Raw genomic sequence first — 20765 nt, 5'->3', positions numbered from 1 at the left:
TTATGGTTACCGTTGCTTAATATGGGACGCTACTGCCGGACGGTGGGCGCAGTCAAGAGATTCGGCCTCACCTTCCTGCAACAGACAGTAGCCGTCGATCATCGCCAGCTGACGGGTCGAATCCGCGACCACAAACCGGGAGCCCGATGAACACGCAGGACAAACGGGCCCATGCCGCCCGGACACAGCAGCCGCCCACCGCCGAAGCGACCGATTCGGCCACTCTGCGTAGTCACGGATCCGCTGGCGGCGGTCGGGGCGTCGCGCCGGCGCTCGTCGGACTGCGCACCTCGCTGGAGCGGACGTGGACCCCGACCGAGACGATCCTCTACGCCCTCGGGGTCGGCGCGGGGCAACGCGACCCGGCGGCGGAGCTCCGCTTCACCACCGAGAACACCACCGGACACCCGCAGCGGGTGCTGCCGACCTTCGCCAGCGTGCTCGCCGCCGACCCACCGCCCCTGGGCGAACTCACCGCGATCCGGCACGCGGAGGAGGCGCTGACCCTGTTCCGCCCGCTGTCACCGGGCGGGCAGGTGCACACCACCGCCGCCGTCACCGCCCTGCACGACCAGGGCAGCGGCGCCCTGGTCGAGCACGTTTCCCGGCTCCACGACGCGGCGGGCAGGCTCGTGGGCACCGTACGCCGGGCCATGTTCGTCATCGGCGCCGGCGGATTCGGCGGGCGTCGCGCCCGGCCCGCCCGCTGGCAGCCGCCCGCCGACCCGCCCGAGCACCGGATCGTCGCCACCGTCCGCCCGGACCAGGCGCTGCTCTACCGGCTCAGCGGGGACCGCAACCCGCTGCACTCCGATCCGGCCGTCGCCGGCCGGGCCGGGCTGCCCCGCCCGATCCTGCACGGCCTGTGCACCTTCGGCTTCGCCGGCCGGCTCCTGCTGCCCCTCGTCGGCGACGACCCGACCCGCGTCCGGCACGTCCGCGTCCGCTTCGACGCCCCGCTGCACCCGGGCGACACCCTGGCGGTGCACGCCTGGCGCCGCCCGTACGGCGTGGTCTTCCGCGCCACCGACGGGACCGGACGGGTCGTCCTGGACCGGGGCGTGCTGGCGGTCTCCGCCCGGTGACCACCCGCCTGTCCGCCCTCCGGTGGCGCGCCGACCACAGCGGAGCCGGTCCTACGGGACCGCCCGGCCGCGGTCGACGGTCACGCCGTCACGGGCCCGGCGCGCGGAGCCGCTCGACCGCGTCCAGCCTGCGGCGCAGCAGGGCCCGTTCGGGTTCGGTGCCGGCCAGGCCGAGCGCCTCCCGGTACGCCCCGGCGGCGGCGTCGTGCCGGCCGAGGCGGTGCAGCAGGTCGGCCCGCGCAGCCGGGTAGGGGTGGTGGCCCCGCAGCAGCGGCTCGTCGGCCAGCTCGTCCAGCAGCGCCAGGCCCGCCTCCGGGCCGTCGCGCATCGCCACCGCCGCGGCCCGGTTCAGCGCGACGACCGGGGACGGCGCGAGGGCGAGCAGCACGTCGTAGAGCGCGACGATCTGCGGCCAGTCGGTGGTGGCGAGGTCCGCCGCCTCGACGTGCAGGGCGGCGATCGCGGCCTGCACGCCGTACGGGCCGGGCGGGCCGCCGGCCAGCGCGACGGGCACCAGGTCGAGGCCCTCGGCGATCATGCGTCGGTCCCAGCGACCACGGTCCTGCTCGTCGAGCAGCACCAGCTCGTCGTTTGGGCCGGTGCGGGCGTGGCGGCGGGCGTGGATCAGCAGCATGAGCGCGAGCAGGCCGGTGACCTCCCGGCCGGCGGGCAGCAGCCGGCGCAGGATCCGGGCCAGCCGGATGGCCTCCTCCGCGAGGTCGAGCCGCTGCAGGTGCGGGCCCCCGCTGGCCGCGTACCCCTCCGTGAAGATCGAATACACCGCCTGGAGCACGCCCGGCAGCCGCTGCGGCAACTCCTGCGCCCCGGGCACGCGGAACGGGATCCGGGCCTCGTGGATCTTCTTCTTCGCCCGGGTGATCCGCTTGGCCATCGTCGCCGTCGGCACCAGGAAGGCGCGGGCCACCTCGGGCGTGGTCAGGCCCGCCAGGTAGCGCAGGGTCAGCGCCCCATGGTCCTCGGCCGCGAGCGCCGGGTGCGCGCAGGTGAAGAAGAGCTGCAACCGCTCGTCCGGCAGCTCACCGCCCGGCATTGGAGCGGGGGCGGGCTCCGCCCGGTCCGCCTCCGCCTGGAGGATGGCCAGCCGCGCGGCGAGGGCCTGGTCCCGGCGCAGCCGGTCGACCGCCCGGCGGCGCGCGGTGGTCATCAGCCAGGCGCCGGGCCTGGGCGGAACGCCGTCGACCGGCCACCGGGTCAGCGCCACCTCGACGGCCTCGGAGGTGACCTCCTCGGCCAGGTCCAGGTCGCCGAAGCGGCGGACGAGGGCCGCCAGCAGCCGGCCGCGTTCCTCACGGAACACGGCCTCCACGACCGCCGTCGGCGCCTCGTCCGTCCCCCCGGTGTCGGCGGGCGCTCCGCCCACCGCGCTCAGCCCCCGAACTCGGCGACCGGCCGAACGACGACGGCGCCGTTCCCGCGCGCGCCGGGGCAGCGCGCCGCCCAGTCGAGCGCGACGTCCAGGTCCGGCACGTCGATCACGTAGAAGCCGCCGAGGATCTCGCGGGTCTCGGCGAACGGCCCGTCCGTGACGGTCCGCCTGCCGTCCTCGCCGACCCGCACGGTGGTGGCCGTGACCAGGTCCGCCAGCGACTCGCCGGAGACCAGGATCCCCGCCTCGCGCACCTGCTTGTCGTACGCCATCCAGTCGCTGACGTCGCAGCCGGCGGCCCCGCCGTCCTCGCCGACCGCACCCGCGTTGATGAGCAGCATGTACTTCATGATCCGACTCCCCTCAGTGTCGCGTCGCCGCTGCCGTACCGGGCGACGCCGTACGACATCACTACGGACGGGGGACGGCCGTTTGGACAGCCCGCCCGAAGATTCTTTCCCGATTCGGCTCCGGCTACCGGTGCAACCCGTCGTCGCTGCCGTTCGCGGGGGCCTCCGGCAGGAGGTGACCCAGCCCGGTCAGTTCCAGCACGGCGTGGGCGGGGCTCTGCGGGGTGGCGGTGACCCGCAGGTGCGCGACGATGCGGGCGACCTCGTGCAGCACCCGTACGCCGGTGCTGCTCAGGTGGGTGACCGGGGTGAGGTCGATGGTCAGCGGGAGACTGCCGCCGCGGCTGGCCTGCATGATCGCGGCGCGCAGCCGGGGGCCGGTGACCAGATCGACCGGCCCCCGCACCCGCAGTACCCGGCCCGCCGGCGCCTCGATGACGGCGGCCGCGAACTCCTCGGCGACGGTGGCCTGCTTGTGGGGGCCGGCCGCCTGGGCGGCGGCGGTGGTGGTGACGGTGGCGGCCTGGCCGATGTGGTGGTGCATGCTGACGGTGGTGCCGGCGTCGGTGTGGCTGACCTCCGCCCGGTCGACGAGGCCGCGGATCATCGTCAGCCCACGGCCGCGACCGCCCGGGTCGCGCGCGGGTGGCCGCCACCGTCCCTGGTCGGTGCAGGTGACGTGCACGACGCCCTGGTCGTCCAGGGTGCCGTGCACGGTGAACGTCCCCGACGTGCCGTCCGGGTAGGCGTGGTCGATGGCGTTGGTGGCGGCCTCCCCCGCGGCGTGGACGAGGTCGCTCGCGTCCGGGCCGCTGGCCCCGATCCGGGTGAGCCAGTCGCCCATGACCTGACGCATCGGCCGCAGCGCCGTCGTGTCGGCGGTCAGCGTCAGGTGCAGGGGCGCGACTGGCTCCGGCAGGAGGTGGGCGGCGAGGAGCGTGGTGTCGTCGCCGAAGCCACCGCCGGCCAGGGCGAGACGTTCCGTGACCAGGGTGCAGATCCGGTCGGGCAGCCGCTGCGGGACGGTCGTGGTCGCGTCCAGTATCGCCCGCCGGGCTGCCTCGGCGGCGTCAGCCAGGGCGCGGGCGCCGTCGTGCAGGCTCTGCCGGGGTCGCTCGATCAGGCCGTCGGTGTAGAGCAGCAGGACGTCGTCGGCCCGCAGCCGGCAGGTGTGCACCGGGGCGGGGCCCGCTCCGGTGCCCAGTGGTCCCGCCGGCGTCAGCGGCAGGTACCGGCTGTCGCCGGTGACGCCGACCACCAGCGGCGCCGGGTGCCCGTGGCTGGCCGCTTCGAGGGCCCCGTCGCGGGGGTCGAGCACCGCGAGGCAGGTGGTGGCCGCCCGGGTCGCGAGGGCGCGGGCCGCGAAGTCGTCCAGGACCGCCAGCACCTGTGGCAGGCCGCCGCCCAACTGCAACGCCTGCCGGGCGACCGTGCGGAGCTGACCCATGGCCGCCGCGGCCGTGGCGCCGTGCCCGACGACGTCGCCGACGGTCAGCGCGAGCCGCCCGTCGGGCAGGGGAACCACGTCGAACCAGTCCCCGCCGGCGACGAGGTCGCTGCTCGCGACCAGGTAGTGGGCGGCGACCTGCACGTGCGGCAGGACGGGCAGCACGTCGGGCAGGAGGCTGCGTTGCAGTTCCAGAACCAGACCGGCGGCCTGCCGGTAGCGCCGTTCGGCGGTGGCGGCGGCGGTCTCGGCGGCCTGCCGGGCGGTCACCACGGGGGTGGCGTCGACGGCCTGCACGATCACCCCGCGCACCGAGCCGTCCGGGTTGCGCCACGGCGTCATGTCGAACGTGTAGAAGGCCTCCGTCAGTGTGCCGTCGCCGTTGCGGTCGGTCAGGACGCGCTGCTCGTAGCCGTGCGAGCGGATGCCGTGCAGGGCCTGGTCGAGCAGTTCGAAGATGTGCTGGCCGGCGAGTTCCGGCACCGCCCGACGGAAGGGCTCCCCGATCAGGCCGCTGCGGTTGCCGACGGCGGCGCGCACCGCCGGGTTCGCGGCCACCACCCGCAGCTCGGGCCCCTCGAAGATCCACACGAATCCGGGCAGCTGCTCGAACCCGTCGAGCACCGCCTGCGGGTCACCGGAGGACCAGCGTGCATGCGGAGCGGTCACCGACGCCCACCCTCACCCGTGCCCACCAGCAGCACCCTGTCATGCCCGCGCCCACCCGTCCAATCCGCCACGTGCCGCTGCGCCGCCGACGGGTCCGGTACCGGGGCCCGCCGCTGGCCAGCGGGATGGCCTCCGGGCCCGCACCGACGATCCTTGACCACGCCGGCCGGTTGGCCGTAGGTTCCAGCCCTACATCGACACCGATAGTTCGATGCGGCCGGCGCGCCCGGTCCGTTCCCCACGTCCGCAACCCCCAACACGACAAGGACGGTCATGACGATCACCCGCCGCTCGCTGCTCGGCACGGTCGCCGCGGCTGGCCTGGCCACGGCCGTCGCGCCGGTCCTCGCCCCCGGCACGGCCCGGGCCGCCGCCTGGAAGAAGCGCCTGACCGGCGCCGACCTGGACACCAACCACCGGTGGCGCGTCGCGGGCACGGACCTGGGCATACCGTACGTGCTGGAGAACGGCTCGATCGGCTACCTGTTCGGCGACACGTTCGACACCCCGTGGCCCGAGGGCCCGCCGGTGCCGAACGACTGGCGCTCGCCGGTGCTGCTGCGCTCCGCCGTGCACCCGGGCGCCGCCGGCGGGATCGTCTTCGACAGCGCCGCCCGGGTGGCGGGCAACGGCCGGGCCCCGGAGCTGATGCACAACGGCCACCACGGCATCGGCATCGACGGGCTGTGGGAGGTGACCGTCATTCCGAACGACGGCATCGCCTTCCCGGAGACCGGCCGGCAGCTCGTGTCGTACATGAGCATCGAGAACTGGAACTCCGCCGGCCCGGCCGGGCCGCACTGGCGCTCGCGCTACGCCGGGCTGGCCTACAGCGACAACGGCAACGACTTCATCCGTACGCCGCTCAAGTGGTGGAACAACGGCACCAACACCGACCCGTTCCAGATGTGGACGATGCAGCGCGACGGGGACTGGGTGTACGTCTTCTCGGTGCGCGCCGGGCGCCAGCACGGGCCGATGATGCTGCGCCGGGTCCGCTGGGACCGGCTGTTCTCCCCCGAGTCGTACGAGGGCTGGGGTTGGAACGGCAGCAACTGGGGCTGGGGCCGCCCGTGCACGCCCATCCTCACCGGCCGCTTCGGCGAGCCCTCGGTGCGGCGGCTGGCCGACGGCACCTGGGTGATGTCGTACCTGAACTGCGCCACCGGGTGCATCGTCACGCGCACGGCGGACGGGCCGGACCGGGTCTGGACGGCCGAACGGATCCAGGTCACCTCCTGGCAGGAACCGGGCCTCTACGGCGGCTTCATCCACCCGTGGTCCAGCCGGCGGGCCAACGACCTGCACCTGATGGTCTCGAAGTGGACCAGGACGCCCGACAACCGCAGCACCGCCTACCACGTCAGCCAGTTCGTCGGATCGGCGTAGCCAGACGCCGCCCCCGCCGGCCGACGGCGCCGGGAAGGATACCGACAGCGTGTTGGTACGATGCCAACATGCAGTCGGTAAATCTGCGCTCCCGGTGGTGGGCATGTTCCTAGCGGTACGCGAACTGCGGTTCGCCAAGGCCCGGTTCGGCCTGATGGGGGCGGTCGTCGCGCTCATCGCGGTGCTGGTGGTGCTGCTGTCCGGGCTCTCCACGGGCCTGGTGAATGACGGCGTGTCGGGGCTCCAGCGCATCCCGGCGACCTCCTTCGCCTTCGCCGACGGGGTGCAGCACGATTCGGCGTTCTCCCGCAGCGTCGTCGACGTCTCCGCGGTCGACTCGTGGCGGGCGCAGCCCCGGGTCGCCGACGCGGCGCCCTTCGGCAACGCGCTGATCAACGCCCGCAGCGACTCGGGCGTGGAGATCGACCTCGCGTTGTTCGGCGTGCCCACCGACTCGTTCCTCGCCCCGCCCGTAGCCGAGGGCGCCCGGCTGGACGCCGCGAACGGCATCGTGGTGAGCCGGACCGCGATCGAGGCCGGGCTGCGCGTCGGCAACACGGTCACCGTCGACCGGATCGGCACCCGGCTCACGGTGGTGGGTGCCATGGCCGAGCAGCACACGTTCGGTCACGTCGACGTGGCCTACCTGCCGCTGCGGATCTGGCAGGAGATCAAGGCCGGCGTCCGCCCCGGCGAACCCGTGCCGGGCGGCACCTACGAGGAGATCACCGCCGTGGCGGTGCGGGCCGCCGACGGTGCCGAAGTCGACCTGGCGGCCGGTGACCGGGCCGCCGGCACCGAGAGCCTGTCCCGCACCGAGTCGTACGGCGCCTCGCCCGGCTACACCGCCGAGACGTCGACCCTGCGGCTGATCGAGTGGTTCCTCTACGCCATCTCGGCACTGGTGGTCGGCGCCTTCTTCACGGTGTCGACCATCCAGCGCCGTGCGGAGATCGCCGTGCTGCGGGCCATGGGCGCTCCGACGGCGTACCTGCTGCGCGACGGGCTGGCCCAGGCCCTCGTGTTGTTGCTGCTCGCCGTCGGCGCGGGCGTCGCGGTCGGCACGGCGGCCGGCAGCCTGGTCGGCAGCGGCATCCCGTTCGCGCTCAGCGCGCCGGCGATCGCGGTGGCCGCCCTCCTCCTGCTCGTCCTCGGCCTGCTCGGAGCGGCCGTGGCCATCGTCCGGATCGCCGCAGTGGATCCGCTGACCGCACTGGGAGCGAACCGATGACCGACACCGGCCTGGTCATGCGCGGTGTGAGCCTGCGCTTCGGCGATGGCGACGACACCGTACCGGCCTTGGACGGCGTCGACCTGACCGTCGCCCCCGGGCAGTTCGTCGCGGTCGTCGGCCCCTCGGGCGCCGGCAAGTCCAGCCTGCTCGCGGTGGCCGGCGGGCTGACCGTCCCGACGTCGGGTTCGGTCACCCTCGGCGGGCGGGACATGACCGTGCCGAGCGCACGGGCGCGGGCCGCACTGCGCCGGGAGTTCGTCGGCTTCGTGTTCCAGTCCGGCAACCTCATTCCCGCGTTGACCGCCGTGGACCAGCTGCGGTTGCCGGCCCGCTTCGGCGGTCACGGCTCCCGGGCGCGCGAGGCGACGGCCCTGCTCGACGAGGTCGGGATGGCCCACAGGGCGAACCGCCGACCGCACCAGCTCTCGGGTGGCGAACGGCAACGTGTCGGCATCGCCCGTGCCCTGGTCAACCGGCCGCGACTACTCTTGGTGGACGAGCCGACCGCCGCCCTCGACCGTGCCCGCAGTCACGAGGTGGTGGAGCTGCTCGCCCGCGAGACCAAGGAGAACGACGTCGCCACCGTCATGGTCACTCACGACCACGACGTGCTGCGCCACTGCACGACGGTGTACGAGATGATCGACGGGCGACTGATGCCCGTGCCGTGACGATGGGGGTTCCCGTGCCGAAGATCCAGGCGCCGACGGTGGCCGAGCACCGGGCCCGGCAGCGGCGGGCGATCCTGGCGGCGGCCCGGGAGATCCTCGCGGAGAGCGGGGCGCAGGCGCCGAGCCTGGCCGAGGTGGGCAAGCGGACAGGCCTGGCGCGCCCCAGCGTCTACCAGTACTTCAAGTCGCGGGAGGACCTGCTCAACGCCGTCATCGCCGACATGTTCCCGGAGTGGTCGGCATACGTCACGCAGCAGATGGACCGGGCCACCGACCCCGGCGGGCGGGTGATGGCCTACGTCGAGGCCAACCTGCGCCTCGTCGCCCAGGGGGAGCACGCGGTCATGCGTGGGCTCGCCGCCAGCGTGCCGGGCGCCGTCCTCGCCGAGGAGAGCCGCGTCCTGCACGACCAGTTGCGTACGCCGCTGGTGGCGGCCCTGGCCGAGCACGGCGCGAGCGACCCGGCCGCCGCGGCGGAGCTGATCCAGGCGGTGGTCTACGCGTCCTCACAGATGATCGAGAACGGCACCTCGGAAGCCGCCGTGCTCGCCCTCACCCGGGAGCTGCTGGGCCCCTACCTGCGACAGCAGGGCTGAGCGTCACGGATGTCCGGCGGCGGCCCGGCGCACCAGCCGGCGCGCCTCGTCGCGGGGGACGCCCGTGGCGCGCAGCAGGTCGTTGGCGATGGTCCGCAGCTGGGACACGACGATCGTGCCCGAGAACCCCATGTCCTGACGGCACGCCTCGCCGGCCTCCCGCACCGCCGCCAGCACCCGCTCGCGCGCACCGACGGGTTCCCGGGCGGCCAGGAACTCGCGGTGCAACATCCGGACGGCCTCGCCGTAGCGCTCGACGGCGGCGGGCAGGCCGGGCGGCACCGGCTCGTCGTCGCGCAGGGCGGTGCCGATGCGGCGCACGAGGGTGCGGCTGTTGCGGAAGGCCCGTTCCATGTGCTCCACGCCGTGCCGGTACGCCCGCAGCGCCCGCCGGCGGCGCCAGCGCAGCGGCGAGAACCTGGTGACCTCCTCGGCGGCCTCGACGGCCTCGCTGAGCCGGTCGAGTTCGGGCTCTGCGGCGCGCATCCGGTCGAGCACCTCCTCCGCCGCGCGGGCGTCGCCGCGGGCCAGCGCCTCCGCCGACGCGGTCAGCTGGCGGGCGAAGAGGTCCAGCGCGGAGTCGGCCACGCGGCGCACGGTCCGCAGCGGATGCAGCGGGACGACGACGAGCACGACCAGCAGTCCGATCAGCCCCCCGACCAGCGCGTTGACGGTCCGGGGCAGCTCCAGGTCGGGGTTGTTCGGGGTGAGGGTGGCCACCAGCACACCCGTACCGCCGGCCTGGGTCATGAGGGCTCCGCTGCCGCGGACCAGCACCGCCACGGCGATCGCCAGGAAGACGATGACGCCGGTCTGCCACGGCCCGGTGCCCAGCAGGCCGATCAGCACGTCACCCACGGCGATGCCGAGCACCACCCCGGCGATCAGCTCGACGGTGCGGCGGGTGCGGTTGCCGATGGCCGCCGCGATCACACCGACCGCGGCGGCCGGGGCGAAGGTCGGGTCCTGGTTGCCCAGCACCTCGCGGGCCGTCACCCAGGCCAGGGCCGCGGCCAGACCGGCCTGCACCGCGAGGAGAAAGTACGACTGCAGGCGCCGGTAGGTCTCCCGGCCGGTACGGCGCAGCCGGGAGTCCGACTCCGCCGCCGCCGCGTCCCCCACGATGCGCATGGCCGGGGTTACCCTGCCCGCCCGGCCCCGAACGTCAGGCGGGATGGGCCATGACGCCGGTCAGCGCGACGACCCCGGGCAGCCGGGTGTCCTGGCGCAGGAACTGCACCACCACCGGCACCGGCGAACGCAGCAGGCAGCCGTAGGGACGGTCGAGTCGGACCGCCTCCGGGTCGATCAGGTCGTTGACCCGCACGTGCCGGATCCGTCGCGCCCCGACCAGGATCCGGTACGGCCCGACGGGCTCGGCGTCCTCGTAGTAGACGTCCAGGCTGACCTCGGTCTCCTGGTCGGTGGCGTTGAGCACGCAGAGCTGGTCGAAGCTGGTGAACTCCGGTTCGGGGCCGTGACCGGGGAACGGCACGTGCCCGCCGGGGACGACCCACGTGCGGGCACCGAGCTGTGCCATCACGCCTCCTCGAGCAGCCGGGCCAGGTCCGGGGTGAGGAACACCCCGTCCGGGTCCAGTCGGCGACGCAACGCCTGGAAGTCGTCCCAGCGGGGATAGAGCGGACGCAGCTCGCGGGCGGTCAGCCAGTGCTTCTTTCCCCAGTGCGGCCGGCCGCCGTGGTGCCGGAAGACCGCCTCCATGTCCCGGAAGTACTCCTCGTACGGCAGGGAGGTGTTCTGCAGGCAGGCGATGGTCGCGGTCGGCCGGCCGTAGGCGTTGCTCAGCCAGATGTCGTCGGCGGCGATGCTGCGCACCAGCACCCGCCAGCCGGCGACGCGGCGGTGCCGCTGCCTGATGCGCCGCCGCACCTCCGCGAAGCAGGCCGGCAACGCCTCGACCGGCAGCATGTACTCGATCTCCTCGAACCGCAGCTCCCGGTGGCGGGGGATGGCCCGGTGGGTGGGGGCCACGTGGACCTCGCGGGGCTCGTCCACGGCCGCCGAGCCCGGTACCCGCGGCGCGTGCCACACCCGCTCGTCCGGCGTCTGGTCGACCCGGTTCAGGACCCGGACCTGGGTCAGGTCGTTGCGGGGATACCAGTAGAAGTCCATGTTGCGGTTGGTGTGCTGCAACTCGGCGAGGTGCTCCAGGGTCCAGGCGACAGGCGCGCACCAGGATCGGCGGTGCAGCTGGTAGCGGGGCTGCACGGTCAGCGTGACCCGGGTGAGGACGCCGAGGGCCCCCAGGGAGAGGCGGGCCGCCGGCAGGAGCTCCGGGTTGTGGTCCGCGCTGACGTCCACCGTGTCGCCGGTCCCGGTGACCAGCCGGACGCCGGCGACCTGGGTGGAGAGGTTGCCGAAGCCGAGGCCGGTGCCGTGGGTGCCGGTGGCGGTCGCGCCGGCGATCGACTGGTAGTCCACGTCCCCGAGGTTGTCCATCGCCAGCCCCGCGTCGTACAGGCCCTCCCCGAGGGCCTTGAGTTTGGTGCCGGCGCGGACCGTGGCGAGCCCGCCGTCGTCGGCGATCACCCCGGCGAGCCGGTCGAGGCTGGCGAGGATCCCGTCGGTGCGCACCAGCGGGCTGGACGAGTGCCCGGAGCCCACCGGCCGCAGCGTCGTGCCGGTCTCCCGGGCCCGCCGCACCAGCGCCCGCACCTCGTCCTCGTCGGCGGGCTCGGCGTACTCGGCGGGGGTGAACGACAGGCTGCCGGACCAGTTCACGAACTTCCGTCCCACGTCCCCTCCCCCGCGCCCGGTCCGGCGGCTTACCCGCCGCCGGGTGAGGTAGTCGTGAGGGCGCCGGGCCCGGTGACGTCGAGGACGTCGAGCAGGCCCAGCAGTCCGGCGAGCACGACGGCCTCGTCGTGGGTGAGGGTGATGCTGCGGGTGGCGTCGGGGTCGTCCCCGTCGGGGTAGACCAGCTCACGCCGGCCGCCGACGTGGTGGGTCACCACCCCGACGCGCACTCCCGCGTCGGTGGTGAACATACGGCGCAGCCCGATACCGGGCAGGGGGGTCAGCTCGACGTCCATCGAAGGCTCCAAGGTGTCGGTCCCGGGGCGGTGGGCGGCCGGTGGGTGGCGGCGGACGGCCGCACGGCACCGTCGTGACGACGCCGTGCGGCACCGCCTGTGGTCAGCCGGTGAGCAGCAGGCGCAGGCCGGCGAGCGTGGCCAGGTGCGGATCGGCGGGCATCGTGACGACCCGACCGGTCAGCGCGGCCAGTCGGGCACCGAGTTCCGGATGCACCGCCCCGCCGCCGGTGATCAGCAGCCGGCGGCGTCCCCGCCACCCGGGCCGCGCGCCCAGGCGTCGTACCGCGGCGGCGATCAGCGGCACCTGGTCGAGGGCGTTGGGCACGTCGACACGCTCGGCCGCCTCGACCGCGCGGTCGGCGATGTGGGCGATCTCGGTGCGGCCCTGTCCGATGTCGACGGCGACCACGTCGTCGCCGTCGAGGTCGGCCCGGCAGGCCAGGGCGGCGGCCAGTGGCTCCTCCACCGTGGCGACCCGCCCGCCGAACGCGTGGCGGACCGCCGCGACAAGGAGGTCCTTCTGCCGCAGCGTGGCGGTGGCCGGCACGCCGACCACGACCGGGGAGACGTCGTCGCCCGGCCGCCCGCTCGCCGCGGCCACCACCCGCAGCAGGTGTACGCAGGCGAAGAAGTCGGTCACCACGCCGTGCCGCACCGGCCACGCCAGCTTCACGTCGCCGGTGTCGCGCAGCGCGATGGCGGCCCGCCCGACGGCCTGGGCGCCGGCCGAGTTCCACGCGACGACGGCGGGCTCGGCGACGACCGTGCCGGACGTCGGCGTCCACATCCGCACCGTCGAGGTGCCCAGGTCGAGGGCGACGGGATGGCGCAGGCCGAGGCGGGCGTACGCGCCGGGGGTCAGCACGGTCACCGCCCCCGGGGTGGGACGGCCGCGACGACGGCGTACGCCCCGGGTCGGGGTCCGTCGTCGACGGACGGGGACAGGATGGATCGGGGGTGCGGCAGGGTCGGCATGGTGCTCCAAGCCACGGGCCCGCGTCGAGGACGCGGGGAGGCGGACGGGCTTCAGACGGCGAACGTCAGCCCGGGCGGAGCGCGGTCGGCCGACCAGGCGGGCACGCAGCCGGGAATGGCCCGCCGCGTGCTCCGGAAGACGATGCACAGCCCGACGGACCGGGCCGCGGAGAGCACCATGAGCAGCACGGTCAGCATCAGCAGCGCCGGCAGCGAGACCCGCTTGCCGGCGCGGCGGAGGCCGTGCCGATCCTGCATGCGCCCACCATAGCCGGGCGACCTGCCGCCCAGCCACGCCGTCGCCTGGCGGGCGGGCCCTACAGGCGACGGCGAGCGGCCGTACATCGGGCGTTGGTGGGGCGGCGGCGGGGGCGGGCCCGTCGCCCCGGCGGACCGGGCCGGTCGGCCCTGCCGTCAGTGCCGCCGCCGCGCCGAGGATGGGACCGGACGCCACCGGATCCTGGAGATGATCAGCATGTGCAACTACTGCGGCTGCCGGGAGTTCCCCCTGATCGGTCGGCTCTCCGCCGAGCATGAGGCGATCGCCAACGCGGCGGGCCGGGTGCGGGACGCGGTGCGGGCCGGCGGCGCGGAGGCGCTGGCGGCGCTCGACGCGCTGCTGGCCCTGCTGGTCCCGCACACCGCCATCGAGGAGGAGGGGCTCTTCGTCGAGTTGCGGGCGGAGGGCAGCATGGCCGACGCGGTGGCGAAGCTCTGCGCCGAGCACGAGGACATCCACGGCGTCCTCGGCGCCGTGGACCGCACGGCGCCCGACTGGCCGGCGGCGCTGGCCGCCCTGGACCGGCTCCACCGGCACATCGACAACGAGGAGCACGGCCTCTTTCCGGCCGCGGTGATCGCGCTGCCCATCCCGGCCTGGGACCGGATCACCCCGGCGGCCGGTGCCGCGCGGTAGGGCGCACCGGGGCGATCACCGCCGCTGCACGCGGCGGTGACGCCGGCCGGTCCGGCGCGCGGGACCGGCCGCCGCCGGACGGCCCGATGATCTCGGGACCTTCGGCCCGGTTGCCCGGGGCGGCGGGTCGCGACGATGGCTCTGGGCCCCCGCCTTCGGTTGCGCTCCGGCGCATTCGCCGCGAATGTGGGGCTTACGGTGATCTACCGGAGGGATGGGCCTTATGTCACGAGCTACCGAGGGAGCCGGCCGGGCGCTGCTGGCCGTGGGCGGTCTGGTGCGCCGGGCCGAGGTGTCCGCCGACGGCCGGACGCTGCACCAGATCGGCGGGCGGGAGGCGGACGCCTTCTACCGGGACCGCTCGTCCTACGACAAGGTGGTGCGCTCCACGCACGGGGTCAACTGCACCGGCTCGTGCTCCTGGAAGGTGTACGTCAAGGACGGCATCATCACCTGGGAACAGCAGCAGACCGACTACCCGAGCGTCGGCCCCGACCGGCCGGAGTACGAGCCGCGCGGCTGCCCCCGGGGGGCGGCGTTCTCCTGGTACACCTACTCCCCCACCCGGGTGCGCTACCCGTACGCCCGGGGCGTGCTGGTCGAGATGTACCGCGAGGCCAAGCGCCGCCTCGGCGACCCGGTCGCCGCGTGGGCGGACATCCAGGCCGACCCGGAGCGCCGCCGCCGCTACCAGAAGGCGCGCGGCAAGGGCGGCCTGGTGCGGATCGGCTGGGACGAGGCGCAGGAGATGATCGCCGCCGCCCACGTGCACACGATCGCCGAGTACGGCCCGGACCGCGTGGCCGGCTTCTCCCCGATCCCGGCGATGTCGATGGTGTCGCACGCCGTCGGGGCCCGCTTCGTGTCGCTGCTCGGCGGGTCGATGCTCTCCTTCTACGACTGGTACGCGGACCTGCCGGTGGCCTCCCCGCAGGTGTTCGGCGACCAGACCGACGTGCCCGAGTCCGGCGACTGGTGGGACGCCTCCTACTTCGTCATGTGGGGCTCCAACGTCCCGGTGACCCGCACCCCGGACGCGCACTGGATGGCCGAGGCGCGCTACCGGGGCCAGAAGGTCGTCGTGGTCAGCCCCGACTTCGCCGACAACGTCAAGTTCGCCGACGAGTGGATGCCCGCCCAGCCGGGCACCGACGGCGCGCTGGCGATGGCGATGGGACACGTGATCCTCAAGGAGTTCTTCGTCGACCGGCGCACCCCGCGCTTCGTCGACTACGTGCGCCGCTTCACCGACCTGCCGTACCTGGTGACGCTGGAGCCGGGGGCCGACGGGGCGTACCGGCCGGGCAGGTTCCTCACCGCCGAGGACCTGGGCGAGGCCGGGAAGGAGGCGGCCTTCAGGACGGTGCTGTGGGACTCGGCCACCGACGCCCCCGCCGTGCCGCGCGGCAGCCTCGGGCACCGCTGGGGCGGGCAGGACGGCCAGTGGAACCTCGACCTGGGCGAGATCGAACCGGCCCTGACCTGCCTCGGTGCCGGCGACGCGGTCGAGGTGGAGCTGCCCCGCTTCGACACCGACACCCCGCAGGTGCTGCGCCGCGGCGTGCCGACGCGGACTGTGAACGGCCAGCTCGTGACCAGCGTGTTCGACCTGCTGCTGGCCCAGTACGGGGTGGCCCGCGACGGGCTACCGGGGCAGTGGCCGACGGGCTACGACGACGTCGCGTCGCCGTACACGCCGGCGTGGCAGGAGCCGATCACCGGGGTGCCGGCGGCGCAGGTGGCCCGGGTGGCGCGGGAGTTCGCCGACAACGCGGAACGCTCCGGCGGCCGGTCGATGATCCTGCTCGGCGCGGGCACGAACCACTGGTTCCACTCCGACGCGACCTACCGGGCGATCCTGGCGCTGGTCACCCTCACCGGCTGTCAGGGCGTCAACGGCGGCGGCTGGGCGCACTACGTCGGGCAGGAGAAGTGCCGCCCGGCGACCGGCTGGGCGCAGCTCGCGTTCGGCCTGGACTGGGTCCGCCCGCCACGGCAGATGATCGGCACCGCCTTCTGGTACGTGCACACCGACCAGTGGCGCTACGACACCTACTCCGCCGACGTGGTCTCCTCCCCCACCGGCACGGGCGCCTTCGCCGGCAGGCACACCATGGACCTGCTGGCCCAGTCGGCGCGCCTGGGCTGGATGCCGTCGATGCCGACGTTCGACCGCAGCCCGCTCGACCTGGCCGACGAGGCGCTGGCCGCCCGCCCCGACGACCCGGCCGGCTGGGTCGCCGAGCAGCTCGGCAAGGGGCGGGTGCGCTTCGCCTGCACCGACCCGGACGCGCCGGAGAACTGGCCGCGGGTGCTGACCGTGTGGCGGGCCAACCTGCTCGGCTCGTCGGCGAAGGGCAACGAGTACTTCCTGCGGCACCTGCTCGGCACCGACGCCAACCTGCGCGCCGACGAGGCGCCGCCGGAGCTGCGGCCGGCGGACGTGACCTGGCGCAGGGACGCGCCGGAGGGCAAGCTCGACCTGCTGCTGTCGCTGGACTTCCGGATGACCTCCACGACGCTCTTCTCCGACATCGTGCTGCCGGCCGCCACCTGGTACGAGAAGCACGACCTGAGCAGCACCGACATGCACCCCTTCGTGCACGCGTTCACCCCGGCGATCAACCCGCCGTGGCAGACCCGCACCGACTTCGACGCCTTCCACGGCATCGCCCGTGCGTTCTCGAAGCTGGCGTCGACCCACCTCGGCGTACGCAGGGATCTCGTCGCGGCGCCGCTGCTGCACGACACCCCGGACGCGATGGCGACCCCGCACGGGCGGGTGCGCGACTGGGCGGCCGAGGGCGAGACGCCGGTGCCCGGCCGCACGATGCCGAAGCTGCTGGTGGTCGAACGCGACTACAGCGCGGTCGCCGACAAGCTGGCCGCGCTCGGCCCGCTGATGGACACCCTCGGCACGTCCGGCAAGGGGGTGGCGGTGGACGTGCGGCCGGAGGTGGCGTACCTGCGCCGCAAGAACGGCGAGGTGCGCGGCGGCGCGGCCGACGGGCGGCCGTCGCTGGCGACGGACGTGCACGCCTGCGAGGCGATCCTCGCTCTCTCCGGCACCACCAACGGCCGCGTCGCCACCGCCGGCTTCCGGGACGTGGAGAAGCGCACCGGCGTACGCCTGGTGGACCTGGCCGCCGAGCACGAGGGCAAGCAGATCACCTTCGCCGACACCCAGTCCCGCCCGGTGCCGGTGATCACGAGCCCGGAGTGGTCGGGCAGCGAGCACGGCGGCCGGCGGTACTCGCCGTTCACCATCAACACCGAGCGGCTCAAGCCGTGGCACACGCTCACCGGGCGGCAGCACTTCTTCCTCGACCACGACTGGATGCACGAGGCGGGCGAGGCGCTGCCGATCTTCCGCCCGCCGCTGGACATGCACCGGCTCTTCGGCGAGCCGAGACTCGGCCGCAACGGCGAGCTGGAGATCACCGTCCGGTACCTCACGCCGCACTCGAAGTGGTCGATCCACTCGGAGTACCAGGACAACCTGCTGATGCTGACGCTGTCGCGGGGCGGGCCGACGATGTGGATGAGCGAGGTCGACGCCGCGAAGATCGGCGTACGGGACAACGAGTGGATCGAGGCGGTCAACCGCAACGGCGTCGTGGTCTGCCGGGCCGTGGTCAGCCACAAGATGCCCGAGGGGACGGTCTACATGTACCACGCCCAGGAACGGGTGATCGACGTGCCGAAGGCCGAGGTCAACGGCCGGCGCGGCGGCATCCACAACTCGCTGACCCGGCTGCTGGTCAAGCCCACCCACCTCATCGGCGGGTACGCCCAGTTGTCGTTCGCGTTCAACTATCTCGGGCCCACCGGCAACCAGCGCGACGAGGTCACCGTGATCCGCCGCCGTTCGCAGGAGGTGCAGTACTGATGCGCGTGATGGCCCAGATGGCGATGGTGATGAACCTCGACAAGTGCATCGGCTGCCACACCTGCTCGGTGACGTGCAAGCAGGCGTGGACCAACCGGTCGGGGGTGGAGTACGTCTGGTTCAACAACGTGGAGACCCGGCCCGGCCAGGGCTACCCGCGCACGTACGAGGACCAGCAGCGGTGGCAGGGCGGCTGGGTGCGGACCCGCTCGGGGAAGCTGAAGCCGCGCTCCGGCGGGCGGGTGAAGAAGCTGTTCGGCATCTTCGCCAACCCGAAGCTGCCATCGATGCAGGACTACTACGAGCCGTGGACGTACGACTACGAGCACCTGCTGACCGCGCCGGCGGGCGACGACACGCCCGTGGCCCGGCCGAAGTCCCTGCTCACCGGCCAGGACACGAAGATCACCTGGAGTGCCAACTGGGACGACTCGCTCGCCGGCGGCAACGAGATCGCCGCCGGCGACCCGGTGCTGGCGAAGGTCTCCGGCCAGGTGAAGCAGGAGTTCGAGAAGACGTTCATGTTCTTCCTGCCGCGCATCTGCGAGCACTGCCTCAACCCGTCCTGCGCGGCGTCCTGCCCGTCGGGGGCGATCTACAAGCGGGCCGAGGACGGCATCGTGCTGGTCGACCAGGACCGCTGCCGGGGCTGGCGGATGTGCGTGACCGGCTGCCCGTACAAGAAGGTCTACTTCAACCACCGCACCGGCAAGGCCGAGAAGTGCACGTTCTGCTTCCCGCGCATCGAGATCGGCCAGCCGACCATCTGCTCCGAGACGTGCGTGGGCCGGCTGCGCTACCTGGGGCTGATGCTCTACGACGTCGACCGGGTCGCCGAGGCCGCGGCCGTCAAGGACGAGGAGGACCTGTACGCCGCCCAGCGCTCGGTCTTCCTCGACCCGCACGACCCGGCCGTGGTCGAGGCCGCCCGGGCGGCGGGCATCCCCGACGACTGGATCGACGCCGCCCGGCGCTCCCCGATCTGGGATCTGATCATGAAGTACGAGGTGGCGTTGCCGCTGCACCCGGAGTACCGGACCATGCCGATGGTCTGGTACATCCCGCCGCTGTCGCCGGTGGCCGACGTGCTGCGCGAGACCGGCCACGACGCGGAGGACGCGGGCAACCTCTTCGGCGCGATCGACGCGCTGCGCATCCCGGTGGAGTACCTGGCCGAACTCTTCAGCGCCGGCGATCCCGCCCCGGTGCGCAAGGTGCTCAACCGGCTCGCGGCCATGCGGTCGTACCAGCGCCGGATCAACCTCGGCGAGGAGCCCGACGAGTCGATCGCCGCCGCCGTGGGCATGACCGGCGAGCAGGTCGACGAGATGTACCGGCTGCTGGCCATCGCCAAGTACGAACAGCGCTACGTCATCCCCGCCGCGCACGCCGAGGACGCGCACCGGCTGGAGAAGATCGCCACCGAGTGCAGCCTCGACTACGAGGGCGGCCCGGGCATGGGCGGTGGTGGCCCGTACGGGCAGGGCCCGTTCGGGGAGTCGTCGGGCACGCCGGTGCCGGTGCAGGTGGAGACGTTCCACATGCTGCGCGACCGGCAGACCGCCGACAGGTTCACCGATCCCGGCGACGAGCCGCGCCGGGTGAACCTGCTCAACTGGGACGGCAAGGGCACCCCGAGAGGGCTCTTCCCGCCCCGCTCCGGCGACGCCGGGCAGGAGGGGGAGCAACGATGAGCGCACCCACCTGGCGGGCGGTCGCGGCGCGGGCCGCCTCGCTGCTGCTGCGCTACCCCGACGACGAGGTCATGGCGGCGCTGCCCGTGTTGCGCGCCGCCCTCGACGAGCTGCCGGCGGCGGTCGCCGACCCGCTGCGCGAGGTGGTCGCGTACCGCGAGGGCACCGATCCCGGCCAGCTCCGGTCGACGTACGTGGAGCTGTTCGACTTCCGCCGCCGCTGCTGCCTGCACCTGACGTACTACACCTGCGGGGACACCCGTAAGCGCGGCGAGGCCCTCGTCGGCTTCACCGCCGCGTACAAGCGGGCGGGCCTGGAGGTTGTCGACGGCGAGCTGCCCGACTTCCTGCCCGCGGTGCTCGACCTGGCCGCCGCCGACGACGGCGGGTGGCGGCTGCTGCGCGACAACCGGGTCGGCCTCGACCTGCTGGTGGCGGCGCTGGGCCGGGAGACGTCCGTGTACCGGCAGGCGGTCGCGGCCGTACGGGAGATGCTGCCGCCCGCCGGCCCGGCGGACCTCGCCGCCGCCGCCCGGCTGGCCCGCAGCGGCCCGCCGGTGGAGCAGGTCGGCCTGGAGCCGTTCGGAGTAGTCGACACCACCGTCGGAGGAACGTACCGATGAACACGTTGCTGTGGGTCGTGTACCCGTACCTGTCCCTGGTGGTCCTGGTCGGTGGGCTGATCTGGCGCCACCGGTACGACAAGTTCGGCTGGACCACGCGCTCCTCGCAGCTCTACGAGAGCACGATCCTGCGGTGGGGCAGCCCGCTGTTCCACTTCGGGGTGCTCATGGTCCTGATCGGACACGTGGGCGGCCTGCTGATCCCCGAGTCGTGGACCGGGGCGGTCGGGATCACCGAGCACGGCTACCACCTGACGGCCGTGTTCATCGGCACGGTGGCCGGCTTCTGCACCCTGATCGGCCTGGGCATCCTCATCGCCCGCCGGCGGCTCACCGGCCCGGTCTTCGCCGCCACCACCCGCAACGACAAGGCGATGTACGTGGTGCTCGCGGGCGTGATCGTGCTCGGCCTGTGGGCCACCGTGCGGGCGAACGTGTCCGGGCCCGGCTACAACTACCGCGAGACGATCTCGCCGTGGTTCCGGTCGCTGTTCTACCTCAGCCCGGACCCGGAGATCATGGCCGGCGTGCCGGTGGCCTTCCAGATCCACATCCTGGCGGCGTTCGCCCTCTTCGCGTTCTGGCCGTTCACCCGGCTGGTGCACGCGTTCAGCGCGCCGGTCGGCTACGCCACCCGCCCGTACGTCGTCTACCGCAGCCGGGACGACCGGCCCGGGCTGCGGCCGGCCCGCCCCGGCTGGGAGGGCCCGCCCAAGCTGCCCACCCCGGGCGGGCGCCGCGACCGCTCGGGCCGATGAACGCGCCGACAGCAGGACGATTCGAG

The 20765-nt window shown here is 73.7% G+C and carries 19 protein-coding genes; 10 read left to right on the top strand and 9 right to left on the bottom strand.

The features are described from left to right. Positions 1 to 146: 146 nt before the first annotated feature. A complete protein-coding gene (locus EV374_RS24050) occupies positions 147 to 1085 on the top strand; it encodes a MaoC/PaaZ C-terminal domain-containing protein (protein ID WP_132239065.1) in 939 nt (312 codons plus the stop codon). 88 nt (positions 1086 to 1173) lie between these two features. On the opposite strand, the gene EV374_RS24045 is transcribed toward EV374_RS24050, so the two are convergent. The 3 genes from EV374_RS24045 to EV374_RS24035 all read right to left on the bottom strand — a co-directional run bounded on the left by EV374_RS24045 (position 1174) and on the right by EV374_RS24035 (position 4938). Continuing rightward, complete coding sequence (locus EV374_RS24045; RefSeq protein WP_132239063.1) at positions 1174 to 2466, bottom strand: DUF6596 domain-containing protein; 1293 nt, start codon at positions 2464 to 2466, stop codon at positions 1174 to 1176. A gap of 5 nt (positions 2467 to 2471) precedes the next feature. Then, entirely contained in the window at positions 2472 to 2822 is a 351-nt protein-coding gene (locus EV374_RS24040; protein ID WP_132239061.1) for a YciI family protein, read from the bottom strand. 124 nt (positions 2823 to 2946) lie between these two features. Next, positions 2947 to 4938, bottom strand: a complete 1992-nt coding sequence (locus tag EV374_RS24035; RefSeq protein WP_132239059.1) for a SpoIIE family protein phosphatase — start codon at positions 4936 to 4938, stop codon at positions 2947 to 2949. A gap of 273 nt (positions 4939 to 5211) precedes the next feature. Here EV374_RS24035 and EV374_RS24030 point away from each other — a divergent pair, with 273 nt between their 5' ends. From EV374_RS24030 to EV374_RS24015, 4 genes are all read left to right on the top strand, one after another. Continuing rightward, positions 5212 to 6327, top strand: a complete 1116-nt coding sequence (locus tag EV374_RS24030; RefSeq protein WP_132239057.1) for a glycoside hydrolase family 183 protein — start codon at positions 5212 to 5214, stop codon at positions 6325 to 6327. Positions 6328 to 6430: 103 nt separating this feature from the next. Beyond that, the gene (locus EV374_RS24025) at positions 6431 to 7558 is read left to right on the top strand and encodes an FtsX-like permease family protein (protein ID WP_132239211.1); all 1128 of its coding nucleotides are present in this window, start codon (positions 6431 to 6433) and stop codon (positions 7556 to 7558) included. After that, positions 7555 to 8232: an ABC transporter ATP-binding protein gene (locus tag EV374_RS24020; RefSeq protein ID WP_132239055.1), complete on the top strand. Its 678-nt coding sequence runs from the start codon at positions 7555 to 7557 to the stop codon at positions 8230 to 8232. The genes EV374_RS24025 and EV374_RS24020 overlap by 4 nt, the downstream gene beginning before the upstream one ends. Positions 8233 to 8246: 14 nt before the next feature. After that, entirely contained in the window at positions 8247 to 8828 is a 582-nt protein-coding gene (locus EV374_RS24015) for a TetR/AcrR family transcriptional regulator (protein WP_132239053.1), read from the top strand. Positions 8829 to 8831: 3 nt separating this feature from the next. Here the strand turns inward: EV374_RS24015 and EV374_RS24010 are convergent, their stop codons facing one another. From EV374_RS24010 to EV374_RS23985, 6 genes are all read right to left on the bottom strand, one after another. Further along, positions 8832 to 9959: an FUSC family protein gene (locus EV374_RS24010; RefSeq protein WP_132239051.1), complete on the bottom strand. Its 1128-nt coding sequence runs from the start codon at positions 9957 to 9959 to the stop codon at positions 8832 to 8834. Between the two features lie 34 nt (positions 9960 to 9993). Then, complete coding sequence (locus EV374_RS24005; RefSeq protein WP_486484289.1) at positions 9994 to 10368, bottom strand: sensory rhodopsin transducer; 375 nt, start codon at positions 10366 to 10368, stop codon at positions 9994 to 9996. Next, on the bottom strand, positions 10368 to 11585 hold the full coding sequence (locus tag EV374_RS24000) for a D-arabinono-1,4-lactone oxidase (protein WP_132239049.1): 1218 nt from the start codon (positions 11583 to 11585) through the stop codon (positions 10368 to 10370). The genes EV374_RS24005 and EV374_RS24000 overlap by 1 nt, the downstream gene beginning before the upstream one ends. A gap of 29 nt (positions 11586 to 11614) precedes the next feature. Then, the gene (locus tag EV374_RS23995; RefSeq protein WP_132239047.1) at positions 11615 to 11881 is read right to left on the bottom strand and encodes a cation:proton antiporter regulatory subunit; all 267 of its coding nucleotides are present in this window, start codon (positions 11879 to 11881) and stop codon (positions 11615 to 11617) included. A 103-nt stretch (positions 11882 to 11984) separates the two neighbouring features. Continuing rightward, positions 11985 to 12755 (bottom strand): rod shape-determining protein, encoded by a 771-nt coding sequence (locus tag EV374_RS23990; protein WP_132239045.1) that lies wholly within the window; start codon positions 12753 to 12755, stop codon positions 11985 to 11987. Positions 12756 to 12910: 155 nt separating this feature from the next. Further along, a complete protein-coding gene (locus EV374_RS23985; protein WP_132239043.1) occupies positions 12911 to 13117 on the bottom strand; it encodes a hypothetical protein in 207 nt (68 codons plus the stop codon). A gap of 217 nt (positions 13118 to 13334) precedes the next feature. Between EV374_RS23985 and EV374_RS23980 the strand changes: the two genes are divergently transcribed. The 5 genes from EV374_RS23980 (at position 13335) to narI (ending at position 20739) form a co-directional block, all read left to right on the top strand. Beyond that, positions 13335 to 13775, top strand: a complete 441-nt coding sequence (locus EV374_RS23980) for a hemerythrin domain-containing protein (protein WP_132239209.1) — start codon at positions 13335 to 13337, stop codon at positions 13773 to 13775. Between the two features lie 223 nt (positions 13776 to 13998). Beyond that, positions 13999 to 17664, top strand: a complete 3666-nt coding sequence (locus EV374_RS23975) for a nitrate reductase subunit alpha (protein WP_132239041.1) — start codon at positions 13999 to 14001, stop codon at positions 17662 to 17664. Next, a complete protein-coding gene (gene narH, locus EV374_RS23970; RefSeq protein ID WP_132239039.1) occupies positions 17664 to 19358 on the top strand; it encodes a nitrate reductase subunit beta in 1695 nt (564 codons plus the stop codon). The genes EV374_RS23975 and narH overlap by 1 nt, the downstream gene beginning before the upstream one ends. Continuing rightward, on the top strand, positions 19355 to 19981 hold the full coding sequence (gene narJ, locus EV374_RS23965) for a nitrate reductase molybdenum cofactor assembly chaperone (RefSeq protein WP_132239037.1): 627 nt from the start codon (positions 19355 to 19357) through the stop codon (positions 19979 to 19981). Before narH ends, narJ begins: the two co-directional genes overlap by 4 nt. Further along, positions 19978 to 20739: a respiratory nitrate reductase subunit gamma gene (narI, locus tag EV374_RS23960; RefSeq protein WP_132239035.1), complete on the top strand. Its 762-nt coding sequence runs from the start codon at positions 19978 to 19980 to the stop codon at positions 20737 to 20739. Before narJ ends, narI begins: the two co-directional genes overlap by 4 nt. The last annotated feature ends 26 nt before the right edge of the window (positions 20740 to 20765 follow it).

Source organism: Micromonospora sp. CNZ303, from assembly GCF_004345505.1.
This window is presented reverse-complemented; position numbering and strand designations above follow the sequence as displayed.